Raw genomic sequence first — 13,152 nt, forward strand, 5'->3', positions numbered from 1 at the left:
GCCTTGTGGGTCAGAAGCGGGCGGGCTCCCGGTAGACGCCCCACTCCTCGCGCAGGGCGTCGCAGATCTCGCCCAGGGTGGCCTCGGCCCGCACGGCGTCGAGCATGGCCGGGACCATGTTCTCGGTGGTGCGGCTGACCTCGAGCATGCGGGCGACGGCGGCGGTGACGGCCGCCTCGTCGCGGCCGGCCTTCCGGTCGGCGAGCAGGGCCACCTGCTCCCGCTCGACCTCGTGGCTGACCCGCAGGATCTCGAGCTCGTGGCTGACGCTGCCGGTGTGCGTGTTGACGCCGACGACCTTCTTGTCGCCCTTCTCGAGCGCGACCTGGTACTGGAAGGCGGCCTCGGCGATCTCGCTCATGAACCAGCCCTCCTCGATGCCGCGCAGGATGCCGCGGGTCATCGGCCACCGGGCGCCGTCGGCCACGCCGGTGTTCTCGCGCATGACGGCGGCGAGCTGCTCGGTGTCCTTCGACGTCAGGTCGCTTCCGCCGAGGGTGAGGATCCGGTCGAAGATCTTCTCGGCCTCGGCCTCGATCTTGTCGGTGAGCGCCTCGACGTACCAGCTGCCGCCGAGCGGGTCCGCGACGTTGGTGACGCCGGTCTCGTCCATGATGACCTGCTGGGTGCGCAGGGCGATCTCCGCGGCCTGCTCGGTCGGCAGGGCGAGGGTCTCGTCGAGGGCGTTGGTGTGCAGGCTGTTGGTGCCGCCGAGGACGGCCGCGAGCGCCTCGACCGCGGTGCGGACGACGTTGTTGTACGGCTGCTGGGCGGTGAGGCTGACGCCCGCGGTCTGGGTGTGGAACCGCAGCCACTGGGCCTTGTCGGTCTTGGCGCCGTAGACGTCGCGCATCCAACGCGCCCAGATGCGGCGGGCGGCGCGGAACTTGGCGACCTCCTCGAAGAAGTCGACGTGGCTGTCGAAGAAGAAGGACAGGCCCGGCGCGAAGGTCTCGATGTCGAGCCCGCGCGACAGGCCCAGCTCGACGTAGCCGAAGCCGTCGGCGAGGGTGAAGGCGAGCTCCTGCGCGGCCGTCGAGCCGGCCTCGCGGATGTGGTAGCCGGAGACCGACAGCGGCTTGTACGCGGGGATCTTCTCGGCGCAGTACTCCATGAGGTCGCCGATCAGGCGCAGGTGCGGCTCGGGCGCGAACAGCCACTCCTTCTGGGCGATGTACTCCTTGAAGATGTCGGTCTGCAGCGTGCCGTTGAGGACGCCGAGGTCGACGCCCTGGCGCTCCGCGGCGACGAGGTACATGCAGAACACGGGCACGGCCGGGCCGCTGATCGTCATCGACGTCGTGGTCTCGCCGAGGGGGATGTCCTTGAACAGGACCTCCATGTCGGCGGCCGAGTCGATGGCGACGCCGCAGTGGCCGACCTCGCCGAGGCTCATCGGGTCGTCGGAGTCGCGGCCCATCAGCGTGGGCATGTCGAACGCGACGGACAGCCCGCCGCCCCCGCGCTCGAGGATCATCTTGTAGCGCTCGTTGGTCTGCACGGCGTTGCCGAACCCGGCGAACTGCCGGATCGTCCACGTGCGCCCGCGGTAGCCGGTCGGGTACAGGCCGCGGGTGAACGGGAACTCCCCCGGCCACCCGATCGACTCGGGCACCTCGGAGCCGTCGGCCGGGCCGTAGACCGGGTCGACCTGCATCCCGGACAGCGTCGTGAAGTCGGCGTCCCGCACCTGGCCCTTGGCCTGCGCGGCGTCGTAGCGGGCCTGCCAGCGGGCGGCCCCGGACTGCTCGGGAGTGGTCTGCGTCATACCGCGCAATTTACTAGGACGTCCTAGTAACCACCAACACGGCTCGGCGCATGCCGCCTCTCGCCCCTCCCCCGGCCGGCAAGACGGCGGTTGCGCGGCAAACCACGCGTTGTTGTCCCGCGGGTTGCCGCGCAACCGCCGTTTTGCGAGGCGTATGCCGTGGGGCTTGGTCAGGCGTCGAAGTCGTGGGCGCCGACGCGGACCTTGCGCAGGAGCTCGAACAGCTGCTCGTGCTCGGCGGCGCTGAGCATGCCGAGGCCGAAGCGCATGCCGACGAGGTCCGCCGTCGCCGCCTCCATGGCGTCGCGGCCGGCGGGGGTGATGACCGCGAGCGTGCCCCGCCCGTCCTCGGGGTTGGGCACCCGCTCGACGAAACCCTGGGCGTCGAGCCGCTGCACGATGTTCGTCGCGCTCGTCGGGTGGACCATGAGCCGCTGCCCGATCTTGCTCATGCCCAGCCGCCCGTCCCGGCTGAACGCGAGCAGCACCAGCGCCTCGTACCGGGCGAAGGTCAGGCCGTGCCTGGCGCAGACCGCGTCGTAGTCGGTGATGAGCAGCTGCTGCACGCGCATGATCGACGTGGCGCTCGCCATCGCGACGGGCTGGGACGACCGCCCCCACCGGCGGGTCCACAGCTGCGCGGCCCGGGTGATCGGGTCGAACGGCAGGCGGATCGGCTTGGGCACGGTGGCAGGGTAGTGCGCTGGTCAGCGGGGCAGGCGGACCGTCTCACAGCGTCCGTCGTCGAGTCGCAGCTCGCCGTCGGCCTCCTCGGCGGCCTCGGGGTCGTTCGTCGCCATGACCACGATCGCGCCGCGTTCCGCCTCGGCCCGCAGCAGCCCCAGGACCCGCTCGCGGTTGTCGTGGTCGAGCTCGCTCGTGGGCTCGTCGGCCAGGAGCACCCGTCCGCGCAGCGCGAGGCCCCGTGCGACCGCGACCCGCTGCTGCTGGCCACCGCTGAGCTCCTCGGCGAGGTGGCTCCCCGACTCCTCGAGCCCGACCGCGGCGAGCGCCTCCTGCGCGCGACGGCCTGCCTCGTCGGCGGGCACGCCCTTGGCGAGCAGCGGCAGGGCGACGTTCTCGTGCGCCGTCAGCAGCAGGGCCAGCGCACTGCCCTGCGGGATGACCTCGATGCCGAGCACAGCCGCCCCGGCCCGGTCACCCACCACGTCCTCCCCCAGCCGGACGGCGCCCTCCGCCTGCACGGCCCCGGCGAGCGCCCACAGCAACGAGGACTTCCCAGCGCCGGAGTGGCCGGTCACCGCGATGAACTCGCCCGAGTACGCCTCGAAGCTCGCCGCGTCGACGGCCACGGTGGAGCCGTACCGCACGGTGACCGCCGCCACCTCGAGCGGCGGGACCTCGACCCGCTCGTCGAGGCCGGCGGCGTGCAGCGCCTCACCCATGTCGGCCACCCCCACCCTCGGGCACCAGCACCCACGTCCCGTCCTCGGTGCGGTGCACCCGCACGAGCGCTCCCGGCGGGAACGCCGCCACGGCCGCCGGCGGCAGCGGCAGCGAGCCGTCGGCCGCCACGACGGCATACTCCTCGCCGGCCCGGCCCTCGCCGCCCACCCGGCCGTCGCGGATGGTCACGGTGCGCGGCAGGCGCGCGGCGACCTCGGGGTCGTGGGTGACGACGACGATGGTCGTGCCCCACTCCCTGTTGACGCGGTGCAGGGCGTCGAGGACGACGTCGCGGGAGGTGTGGTGCAGCTGGCTGGTCGGCTCGTCCCCGAGCAGCAGCCCGGGCCGGCTGGCGAGGGCCACCGCGAGCGCGGCGAGCTGGAGCTGGCCCGGAGGCAGTGACGGCAGCGGCGCGGTGGCCTCGCGGTCCAGCCCCACCAGCTCCAGCACCTCACCCACGGCGGGCACGTCGCGCCCCGCCTTGAGCGCCGACCGCTGGGCGAACTCGACGTTCTGCCGGGCGGTGAGGTACGGCAGCAGGTTCCGCGCGGCGCCCTGCAGGACCAGCCCCACCTCGGCGGCCCGGAAGGCGTCGAGCTCGGCCTCCGTCATCGTCGACAGCTCGTGGTCGCCGACGAGGACCCGCCCGGCGCTGGGACGCATGAGACCCCCGAACAGGGTCAGCAGGGTCGACTTGCCCGCACCGGACGGCCCCAGGAGCCCGACGACCTCGCCGGGGTGGACGACCAGGTCGACGCCGGACAGCGCCGCGACGTCGTGGCCCTCGGCGCGGTAGATGTGCACCAGCCCGCGCGTCGAGACCTGCAACCCGCGCCGGGCCGACGTCTCCGCACCCCTGTCGGTCGCCATGGCGGTCACAGCACCCTCCCGTTGCGAGCTCCTCGGCCGTCCGGTCCTCGCTCCGCTGCGATCCTCCGGCTGTCGTCGCTCACAGGCTCTCCCTCACCCTCTGCAGCGTGATCCGCCGTCCGGCGCCACGGGCCGCCAGCCAGCCCACCACCACGAGGACGACCGCTCCGGCCACGGCAGCCGCCAGGACCACCCCTAGGGCCGGCGCCAGCTCCAGCGGCGGCACCGGTGTCGCGTCGTCGTCGAACAGCGGCAGCAGCGGCATGGCGAGCAGCGAGCTGACCGCGCCGCAGACGAGCCCCACGACCGACCCGATCGCGACGAGGACGACCTGCTCGCGGACGAGCGCCTGCCTCAGCACGGGCAGCCTGACCCCGGACATGTGCAGCGCTGCCATGTCGCGCGCCACGGTGCGCCACCCCGTCACCGTCATGACGATGACGACCAGCGCAGCGAGCAGGATGCCCATGGCCCCGGTGAAGACCGCCAGCCGCAGCCCCTGCGCCGAGGCCGCGTGGTCGAGGCGCTGCTTGGACTCGGTGTACCGGTGCGTGCCGATGACGCCGATCGCCCGCGCCCCGAGCGACTGCGTCACGGCGGCGGCGTCGGCCGGGTCGCGGAGCCAGACCGAGAGCGTCCCGGTGTCCGCGAGCTGGCCGCCGAGCCGCGCCAGGGTCTCGTAGTCGACCAGCACGCCCTTGGCGCCGAGCAGCGGAAGCGTGGCGACCTTCTGCGTCGACGCGACCCGGATCGGCGCACCGTTGAGACCTGCTGCGTCGAAGGACTCCGCCGTGCCGCCCGGGGGCACGTCACCGGCGAGCAGCCCCGGCACGACCGCAGGCACGTCCGCATGGGTGATGGTGACCGAGAAGCCGCTGTTGACGATGCTCAGGCCGAGCGAGTCCGGTCCGGCGCTGCTCAGCTCCATCCGGTCCGGGGTGTTGTCCGACGGCGGGAGGTACGGGTTCCACTGCGAGGGGTCGCCGAGGCGCAGCGACGTGCCGTCCACCCCGAGGCCGGTGATCGTGAGGGTGCCCGTGACCTGCGAGGCGAGCGGGTCGGTCTTGCGGAACTCGAGCCCGTCGAGCCTGCACCCGTCGGGGCAGAGCAAGGGTGCGTCAAGCCGGGCCGTGCCCTTGCCCGAGAGGGGGACCAGCGCGATCACGCGCGTGAGCCGCTCGCCCTCGGCGGTGGTCACGGCGACGCGCAGCTCGGAGGGGTCGCCCAGCGGCTTCACCTCCACCGGGGGCCTCGGCTGGCCCGACTGGCCCGTCGGCGGGTCGATCGTCTTCACGGGCGGCGTCTGCAGGTCCCACGCGATCCGGCCGGTCACGCGGTTCCCGCGGAGCTCGACGGTGGGCACGTCCGGGGGTGCGAGCGCACCGGTCCGGTAGGCGTCACCCGGCGGCGCGAACGCCACGGAGTCGAAGGACCGGGAGACGACCGCCAGGGTGGCTGTGGAGTCCGCGTCCACGCGGCGGATCACGGCGACCGGCGTCGCCCGCTGACCGGTCGGGTCCGCCTTGCGCACGGCAGCGAGCAGCGTGGCCGGGTTGCGGCTGTCGGTGACGAGCGTCATCGGGGCGCCGGAGAGCACCTCGGCACGCGCCTGCCAGTTCCGGTCCCCCACCGCCACCGCGTTGGCCGCGAACACGGTGAGGGCGACCGCGACGCTCACGACGGTGACGACCTTGCGCGGGCCGGCGCGGCGCTCGAGGCCGTATGCCGTGAGGGCGTGGCCCACCCGCCCACGGTGCTGGTTGCGGCGCCCGGCCGCCCTTGCCACGGGGACGACCACCCGGGTCGCCACGAGCCCGGCCGCGAGCGCGACGAGGGTGGGGGTGAGCAGGGCGAGCGGGCCCTCGAGCGTGCCGGTCGCCAGGCCGACGACCCCGAAGGTCGCGAGGGCCACGGCGAGCACGTCCACGATGCCGACGGCCCGCGACCGCTCGGGCGCCACTCGCCGCAGGAGCGAGGAGACGGTGAGCCGCTGCACCGGCCTGGCCGCGAGCCAGATCGCCACCCCGCAGGCCACCGCTGCGACGACGAGCGCTGCGAACGCCTGCCAGGGCACCTCGAAGGGCACCCCGTCCGGCAGCACGAACCATCGCGCCGCACTCGTCAGCAGCAGGGCGAACCCGAACCCGAGCGGCAGTCCGAGGGCGGCGGTGAGCGCCAGCTCGCCCATGACCAGGCGGCCGGCTCCCTCGCGGCTGCGCCCTCGCAGCCGGGCCAGCGCCACCTCCGGCCGGCGCTGCTCGACCGCGGCCTGGGCCACGAGCAGGAGGATCGCGGCCGCGAGCAGCCCGAGCTGGGCCATGAGCAGCGGCACGATCACGCGCAGGCGCGACTGTCCGACCCGCAGACCGTCGATGAGCTCGGGCAGCTGCGTGGTCACCAGGGCACCGGGCACCCCGCCCGTCTTGGTCATGCGGTCGGCCAGGATCCGCTGCACCTCGTCGAGGTTGCCGAGCGTGAACAGGTCGCGGTTCAGCGGCAGCGTCAGGCTCGCCTGGGCCGTGCGCCAGCGGGGGTCGAACGTCTCCTCGGTCGTGACGAAGTCGTCGACGGCCGGGATGAGGTCCTGCCCGATGGCCAGGAGCGTGCCGGACTTGCCGTCGAGCTGCTCGGTCATCCAGTAGCCGGCGTCGGGGACGACCTCGTAGGCACCCACCACGACGAGCTTGGCGAAGGCGAGCCGGCCCACGGCCTCGGACCCCGGGATGGCCGACTCGAACACCTTCCCGATCGGCCACTTCCAGGCGGCGAGGTCCTTGGCAGACACCAGGATCTCGTCCGCGGCGGCGGGGCAGCGACCGACGGTGAGCCGCAGGTGCTCGCAGCTACCGTCGCGCGACAGGATCGTGACCGGCGAGGGCTTGAGTCCCTTGCGCGGGATGATGTCGAACGGCTGGGACACCTGCCCGATGCCGCCGGAGTAGAGCCGCTTCAGGCCGGGCTGGACGTTCCCCTCGAGGTCCTGGCTGCCGAAGTCAGGGTTCGCCGGGTTGCGACCCGCACGTACGGTCAGGGCCGTGTCGACGGCGGAGGCCTCCCCCACCGCCTGCCTCAGCTGGGCCTGCTCGAGCGCCCGCTGGTAGAGCGGCGCGACGACGGCGCAGGTGGCGATGAGCGCGGACAGCAGGACGAGGACGAGCGCCTGCGCCCGGCGGTAGCGGATCGCCGCCCACATGCTGTCGTCGCCCTCCCCGGTGCCGAACGAGTTCCCCGCCCGACCCTAGGGGGACTTCCTGCGGCCGAGGGCTACGTTCCGGCAACGATTTGCGGCGCCCGTGGCCACCGACCGCAAGGCTCTCCAAATGTTTCCCACAACGCCCCTCCGGGCGCAGGGGGCCGGTAGCCTGACACGTCACGTGCGAGTGCAGGGAAGCGCGAACACAACCATGCACCGCAGAGGACGGCTCATGTCAGGTAGGACCAAGGCGATCATCACGAGTGTGGTGACGGCGGCAGCCGTCGTCCTCTGCCTCGGCTCAGCGCCGGCACAGGCAGTGGCGCACCCCGCGGACGCCACCGCCGCCTCTGACTGGAGTGGCGACGGCAGGGCCGACATCGTCGCGCCGACGACAGATGGCCGCCTGTGGCTGTATGCCGGCGGAGGCAACGGCGGTTTCACCGGCGCCCGGACCGCGATCGGTACCGGCTGGAGCTCCCGGGACCAGATCCGCATGGTCGGCGACTTCGACGGCGTTGCCGGCACCGACATCATCGCTCGGCAACCCTCGACGGGTGCCCTGTGGCTGTACTCCGGGAACGGCGCGGGAGGATTCCGCTCGTACCAGGTCATCGGGAGTGGTTGGCAGATCTTCAGCCAGATCTTCTCCCCCGGAGACTGGGACGGCGACGGTCACGCGGACCTGCTCGCCATCGTCAAGAGCGACGGCTCGCTCAGGATGTACCGAGGCAACGGCTCCGGCCGCTTCCTCGGGATGCGCGTCATCGGCTCCGGGTGGTCCCGCTACGACGGGCTCATGACGACCGGCGACTTCGACGGCGACGGCCTCCCGGACTTCTTGGCGCGCAACACGGCCACCGGCGAGCTGCGGCTCTACCGCGGCGACGGGGCGGGGGGCTTCGCCGCCACGAAGGTCGTGGGCACCGGCTGGAAGGGCTTCACGGCCCTGCTCGGCCTCGGGGACTGGTCGGGAGACGGCCACAGCGACGTCCTGGCACGTCTCGCGGACGGCTCGCTGAGGATGTACCGGGGTGACGGACGAGGTGCCTGGATCGCCCCCTACCCGATCATCGGCACCGGCTGGAACGCCATTCGGCTGCCCGGCGAGACGACCGGCAGCGCCCCTCCCTCGGCCGGCACCGTCTGCTCCAACCCCTACTTCACGACGAGCAGCTCCAACGGCGGCGTCACCGACCACGGGTACTACGTGCACAACAACCTCTGGAACGCCGCCAAGTACCCCGGCACCAAGGGGACGACGCAGGTCTGCTCCTACCACTCGTGGAACCACATCGGGACGGCGAGCAACACCAACGGCAACGGCGAGGTCAAGACCTACCCGAACGTCCACAAGGACTACTCCGGCCGGACCATCTCGAGCTTTTCCCGCCTCACGTCGTCGTTCGCGGCCACATCGCCGGGCCGCGGGATCTACAACGTTGCCTACGACCTGTGGCTCAACGGTGTGCCCAACGACGAGGTCATGATCTGGACGGACAACTACAGGCAGGTTCCGGCCGGGTCCCGTTTCGCCTCCGGAGTGAGCCTCGGCGGCCACACCTGGGACGTCTACGCCACGAGCGGTAACGGGTACATCGCCTTCGTGCCGTCCAACGGTGCCCGACTGACGTCGGGAACCGTCGACATCAAGGCGATGCTGGGCTACCTCGTGGCACGGGGGCGCGTGGCCTCCAGCGCGACGGTCGACCAGATCTGCTATGGCGTGGAGATCGTGGACACCGGGGGCAGCTCCGCCACCTGGAAGTTCACCAACTTCTCCATCACCGACTCCTGACTCCCGCGGCCGGAGCCAGCACCGACACGACCGGTGCAGGACCGGGCCGTCCGCGCCAGGCCCGTGTCGACGCGCGACACCAGGGTCAGCCCCGGCGCTCGATGGCGGCCTCGAGCCGCTCGAGCTTGCCGGTGAGCTCACCGGCATACCCCTCGCGGATGTCGGCCTTGAGCACGAGGCTGACGCGCGGGCCGAAGGCGGCCACGGCGTCGACCGCTGCCTTGACCACGGCCATGCACTCTTCCCACTCCCCCTCGAGGGTGGTGAACATCGAGTCGGTGCGGTGCGGCAGGCCGGACTCGCGGACGACGGAGACGGCGGCGGCGACCGCCTCGCTCACGGAGCCGGCGGAGTCGGCGGCGACGGACGGGGCGACGGAGAACGCGACGAGCATGGCCCCACCGTATGCCGCGTGCCTGCGTCCCCGTCGCACGGGCGCCCGAAGTCCCGGACTTCGGGGTTCCCCACGCCCGTTCGGACCGAAGTCCCAGACTTCGGGGCTCCCGACTCCCTTCCGGACCGAAGTCCCAGACTTCGGGGCGGCGGAGCTGCCTGTCAGGCGTCGAGGTGGCGCTGGAAGGACATCAGGACCTCGACCTTGCGGAAGCCCAGCTCGACGTTGACCCCGACCATGTGGGCGTTCTGCTCCGCGTTGCAGGTCTGGATCCGCTTGGCCTGTGGCGCGAACCGGGCCAGCTCCTGCAGGCCCCGGGCCTTGACCGCCATGCCCAGCCGGTGGCCCCGGTGCTCGCGGCGCACGAGGGTGCCCCACTGCATGACCTCGTCGGGGTCGTCCGCGCTGACCACGAGGTCGTTGTAGCCAACGACCTGGCCGTCGGGCGCGATCGCGACGGTGTGGAGCATGGTGCGGCCCTGCCGCTCAAGCCGGCCGAGCTCCTCGGCGTAGGTCTGGGGGCTCAGGGCCTCCTCCTCGAACTCGATCTCACCGGTCGGCGCATCGACGGCGAGCTGGTTCCAGCAGGCGCAGTACGACTCGCGCAGCTCCTCGGGCAGACCGCCGACGAACGACTCGACCCGGTACCCCTCGTGGTGCCGGGCGGCGTCGGCCGCGAGGGCGTCCAGGCGAGCGGCGTCGACCGGCAGGTCGAGGATGCGTCGCACCTCGGTGTTGGCGTACGTGTAGCCGTGCCGCTGCGCGAAGCGGACGTAGCCGTGGTCCTCGCGCTCCCCGTCGGGGACGTTGACCTCGACGAGCACGGTGCGGCGGCCCTCCTCCCCGGTGCGCTCGGCGATGCGCTCGGCGAGGGCGCTGCCGACTCCTCGGCCGCGCCACGCCGGGTCGACGTCGACCTCGGCCCAGGTGAACTGCGTGTTGTCGAGCAGGGGGAACCACAGCAGCGCGAACCCGGCGACCTGGCCGTCGACGAGCGCGACGTAGGGCTCGGCCCGCTCCACCGTGTTCTCCGACCGCAGCTGGACGGCCATCTCGCGCACCGACCACGTCTTGGCCCAGGGCCGTTCGTGCAGGCAGGACGCCTTGCGCGCGGCGTGGGCGGCGGCGAGCTCGCCGTCGTCCGCGAGGTCGAGCAGGCGCACGACGACACCGATCTCGGGGCCGCCGGCGGTGCCGGGGCCGGGGACGGTCGAGGACGCCGTGCGGGGCGAAGTCGTCGTGGCCATGGCTCGAGTGTCCGGCGGCCCTCGCCTGTGCGGCAAAGGGTTTTCGAGCAGCTCAGGCGAGCTCGGGGCGTCCTCGGTGCTGCGCCCACTCGACGTCGAGGACGGACATGACGACCGCGTCGACCCACTCGCCGTCGAACCGCAGTGCGTCCCGGCACACCCCCTCGGTGACGAAGCCGGCCTTCTCGTACGCCCGCTGCCCGCGGGGGTTGAAGGCGTAGACCTCGAGGCTGACCCGGTGCAGGCCCAGTGCCTCGAACGCGTGCCGCAGCACCAGCCGGGTGGCCTCGGTGCCGAGCCCGCGGTCGCGGCCGTCCGGACCCAGGAGGATGCGGAAGTTGCAGGAGGCGTTCTCCTCCTCCCACTCGTTCAGCACGACCTCACCGACGACGCGGCCCGTCGCGCGGTCGACGACGGCCAGGTCGAGCCGGTCCTCCTGGTCGTTGCGCGTGCCGTACCAGTCCCGCAGGACCACCTCGTCCGGGACCGCCCCCGCCTCGTCGCTCGAGTGGACCGAGCCGGTGAGCCGGCCCACCTCCGGGTCCCGGATCGCCTCGGCCATGGCCTCGAGGTCGTCCTCGTCGAACGGCCGCAGCACCACGAGGTCGCCGGTCAGCGTGGGCTTGTCGGCGAAGGTCGTCGTCGGCGGGAAGGTCGTCATGGCCCGCAGTCTCACGGACCTGGGCGCACGGCAGCCAGCCGTTTGTCGACCGAAGCGGTGGTCCCGTCACCGGTCGGAGGCGCGACCCGTCAGCGGCCGGTGAGGGCGGCGAGGTGCGCGTGCACGAGCGCGACGGTGGCGGCTCCCTCGCCGCTGGCCGACGCGACGCGCTTCATCGACCCGGCGCGCAGGTCGCCCGCGGCATACACACCGGGGACGGTGGTCTCGAGCGCGGCCGGCGGACGCCCGCCGGTCCAGCGCTCCATCGGCACCTCTCGGCCGGTGTAGACGAAGCCGCGCTCGTCGCGGGCCACGACCTCGGGGAGCCAGTCGCTGCACGGGTCCGCGCCCAGCAGGAGGAACAGGCCGCCGGCCTCGAGCCGCTCGCGCCCGCCCGGGCCCTCGAGCTCGAGCCACTCCAGGTGGGTCTCGCCGCCGCCGTCGACGACCCGCGTCCCGGTGAGCACCGTGATGGGCGGCGTGGCAGCGATCTCGCGCACGAGGTAGTCGGACATCGTCTCGGCGAGGCTGTCGCGGCGCACGACGATGGTAACGCTGCTGGCGTACCGGGCGAGGTAGACGGCGGCCTGGCCGGCCGAGTTCCCGCCGCCGACGACGAAGACCGGCCGCCCCTCCATCTCGCGCGTCGCACTCGTCGCCGCGCCGTAGTACACGCCGAGGCCCACGAGCTCCTCGAGCGACTCGATGCCGATGCGGCGGTACTGCACGCCCGTGGCGACGAGCACCGCCCTCGCCCGCAGCGAGCCGCCCTCGGTGTGGACGACGTGCGGCTCGCCGGGGGCGGCTGCGGGCTCGATCGACTCGGCCGGGACGCCGGTGTAGATGCGCGCGCCGAAACGGGTGGCCTGGAACCGGGCGCGCTGCGCGAGCCGCATGCCGGAGATGCCGCGCGGGAAGCCGAGGTAGTTGCGGATCAGCGAGCTCGTCCCGGCCTGGCCGCCGACCGCCTCGGCCTCGAGCACGACGGTGTCCAGCCCCTCGGAGGCGCCGTAGACCGCCGCTGCCAGGCCGGCCGGTCCGGAGCCGACGATGACGAGGTCGACCACGTCGTCGGTGTCGACGGACTGCGGCGACCCGTAGACGAGGCGGGCGACCTGCTGCGCGGTGGCCGCCTCGAGGACCGCCCCACCGATGACGCCCGACGTCACGACGGGGTATGCCGGTGCGGCGCCGCCCTGCACGGACGGCAGGCCGGCGAGCACCTCGCGGGCAGCCGCGTCGTCGGGCGAGTACAGCCGGTGCGGGATGCCCATCCGGTCGAGGAAGTCACGGATCCGCGAGGTCTCGGCCGTGCCGGCGCCGTCGATGATCCGCACGCCCTCGACCTCGGGCGTCGACGCCGTCCAGCCCCAGTCCGACAGGTACTCGGTGACGGCGGTGTGGAACTCCTCGTCCCGCGCGCCCTGCGGGATGAGCAGGTAGGTGTCGAACTTGCCGCGGGCCAGGGACTCGCGCAGCTTCGGCAGCGACAGGCCGTACGCGTCGCGGGTGGTCAGGCAGATGCGCCGGGCGGTGGGCAGGATCCGGTGCAGCTCGGCCAGGAGCCGCAGCCCGCTGTCGACCCCGGGCACCTGCCACCCCACGCCGAGCAGGGCGACCGGCTGGCCGGCCTGCTGCATCCGCGCGGCGGCCTCGCGTGCCTCGTCGGCGCTCTCGACGCAGACGACCTCGTAGTCCCGGGCGTAGCGCTGGAACTCGCTCGTGACGGTGGGGCACTGCTCCGGCTCGACGGCCAGGAGCAGTGCAGGGCGTGGACGGGCCGGCTCGCTCATGGTGTCCCGCCTCCCGGGGTC

General features: G+C 72.9%; 10 protein-coding genes. 1 reads left to right on the forward strand and 9 read right to left on the reverse strand.

Annotation, left to right across the window (positions count from 1 at the left end; all coding sequences use genetic code 11):
• Nucleotides 1–10: 10 nt before the first annotated feature.
• The 5 genes from RKE38_RS02790 to RKE38_RS02810 form a co-directional block, all read right to left on the reverse strand.
• The gene (locus RKE38_RS02790) at nt 11–1,768 is read right to left on the reverse strand and encodes a methylmalonyl-CoA mutase (RefSeq protein WP_316005931.1); all 1,758 of its coding nucleotides are present in this window, start codon (nt 1,766–1,768) and stop codon (nt 11–13) included.
• A gap of 170 nt (nt 1,769–1,938) precedes the next feature.
• Nucleotides 1,939–2,454, reverse strand: a complete 516-nt coding sequence (locus RKE38_RS02795; RefSeq protein WP_316005932.1) for a MarR family winged helix-turn-helix transcriptional regulator — start codon at nt 2,452–2,454, stop codon at nt 1,939–1,941.
• Between the two features lie 21 nt (nt 2,455–2,475).
• Nucleotides 2,476–3,174, reverse strand: a complete 699-nt coding sequence (locus RKE38_RS02800; protein ID WP_316007584.1) for an ABC transporter ATP-binding protein — start codon at nt 3,172–3,174, stop codon at nt 2,476–2,478.
• Entirely contained in the window at nt 3,167–4,045 is an 879-nt protein-coding gene (locus RKE38_RS02805) for an ABC transporter ATP-binding protein (protein ID WP_316005933.1), read from the reverse strand. Before RKE38_RS02805 ends, RKE38_RS02800 begins: the two co-directional genes overlap by 8 nt.
• A 79-nt stretch (nt 4,046–4,124) precedes the next feature.
• Nucleotides 4,125–7,238: an FtsX-like permease family protein gene (locus RKE38_RS02810; RefSeq protein ID WP_316005934.1), complete on the reverse strand. Its 3,114-nt coding sequence runs from the start codon at nt 7,236–7,238 to the stop codon at nt 4,125–4,127.
• A 232-nt stretch (nt 7,239–7,470) separates the two neighbouring features.
• On the opposite strand from RKE38_RS02810, the gene RKE38_RS02815 reads away from it, so the two are divergent.
• On the forward strand, nt 7,471–9,036 hold the full coding sequence (locus tag RKE38_RS02815) for an FG-GAP-like repeat-containing protein (RefSeq protein WP_316005935.1): 1,566 nt from the start codon (nt 7,471–7,473) through the stop codon (nt 9,034–9,036).
• A gap of 85 nt (nt 9,037–9,121) precedes the next feature.
• Here RKE38_RS02815 and RKE38_RS02820 read toward each other — a convergent pair whose 3' ends face one another.
• From RKE38_RS02820 to RKE38_RS02835, 4 genes are all read right to left on the reverse strand, one after another.
• The gene (locus RKE38_RS02820) at nt 9,122–9,430 is read right to left on the reverse strand and encodes an MTH1187 family thiamine-binding protein (protein WP_316005936.1); all 309 of its coding nucleotides are present in this window, start codon (nt 9,428–9,430) and stop codon (nt 9,122–9,124) included.
• 161 nt (nt 9,431–9,591) lie between these two features.
• Nucleotides 9,592–10,677, reverse strand: a complete 1,086-nt coding sequence (locus RKE38_RS02825) for a GNAT family N-acetyltransferase (RefSeq protein WP_316005937.1) — start codon at nt 10,675–10,677, stop codon at nt 9,592–9,594.
• A gap of 52 nt (nt 10,678–10,729) precedes the next feature.
• Complete coding sequence (locus tag RKE38_RS02830; protein ID WP_316005938.1) at nt 10,730–11,338, reverse strand: GNAT family protein; 609 nt, start codon at nt 11,336–11,338, stop codon at nt 10,730–10,732.
• An 89-nt stretch (nt 11,339–11,427) separates the two neighbouring features.
• Nucleotides 11,428–13,131, reverse strand: coding sequence for an FAD-dependent oxidoreductase (locus RKE38_RS02835; RefSeq protein ID WP_316005939.1), 1,704 nt, complete (start codon nt 13,129–13,131; stop codon nt 11,428–11,430).
• Between the last annotated feature and the right edge of the window lie 21 nt (nt 13,132–13,152).

This window comes from Phycicoccus sp. M110.8, from assembly GCF_032464895.1.
In the GTDB taxonomy this organism is placed as follows: domain Bacteria; phylum Actinomycetota; class Actinomycetes; order Actinomycetales; family Dermatophilaceae; genus Pedococcus.

Excerpts from the sequence above, each read along its gene's own strand:
- RKE38_RS02830 (WP_316005938.1), bottom strand. The coding sequence starts at position 11,338 with ATGACGACCTTCCCGCCGACGACGACCTTCGCCGACAAGCCCACGCTG.
- RKE38_RS02805 (WP_316005933.1), bottom strand. The coding sequence starts at position 4,045 with ATGGCGACCGACAGGGGTGCGGAGACGTCGGCCCGGCGCGGGTTGCAG.
- RKE38_RS02835 (WP_316005939.1), bottom strand. The coding sequence starts at position 13,131 with ATGAGCGAGCCGGCCCGTCCACGCCCTGCACTGCTCCTGGCCGTCGAG.
- RKE38_RS02820 (WP_316005936.1), bottom strand. The coding sequence starts at position 9,430 with ATGCTCGTCGCGTTCTCCGTCGCCCCGTCCGTCGCCGCCGACTCCGCC.
- RKE38_RS02810 (WP_316005934.1), bottom strand. The coding sequence starts at position 7,238 with ATGTGGGCGGCGATCCGCTACCGCCGGGCGCAGGCGCTCGTCCTCGTC.
- RKE38_RS02815 (WP_316005935.1), top strand. The coding sequence starts at position 7,471 with ATGTCAGGTAGGACCAAGGCGATCATCACGAGTGTGGTGACGGCGGCA.
- RKE38_RS02825 (WP_316005937.1), bottom strand. The coding sequence starts at position 10,677 with ATGGCCACGACGACTTCGCCCCGCACGGCGTCCTCGACCGTCCCCGGC.
- RKE38_RS02800 (WP_316007584.1), bottom strand. The coding sequence starts at position 3,174 with ATGGGTGAGGCGCTGCACGCCGCCGGCCTCGACGAGCGGGTCGAGGTC.
- RKE38_RS02790 (WP_316005931.1), bottom strand. The coding sequence starts at position 1,768 with ATGACGCAGACCACTCCCGAGCAGTCCGGGGCCGCCCGCTGGCAGGCC.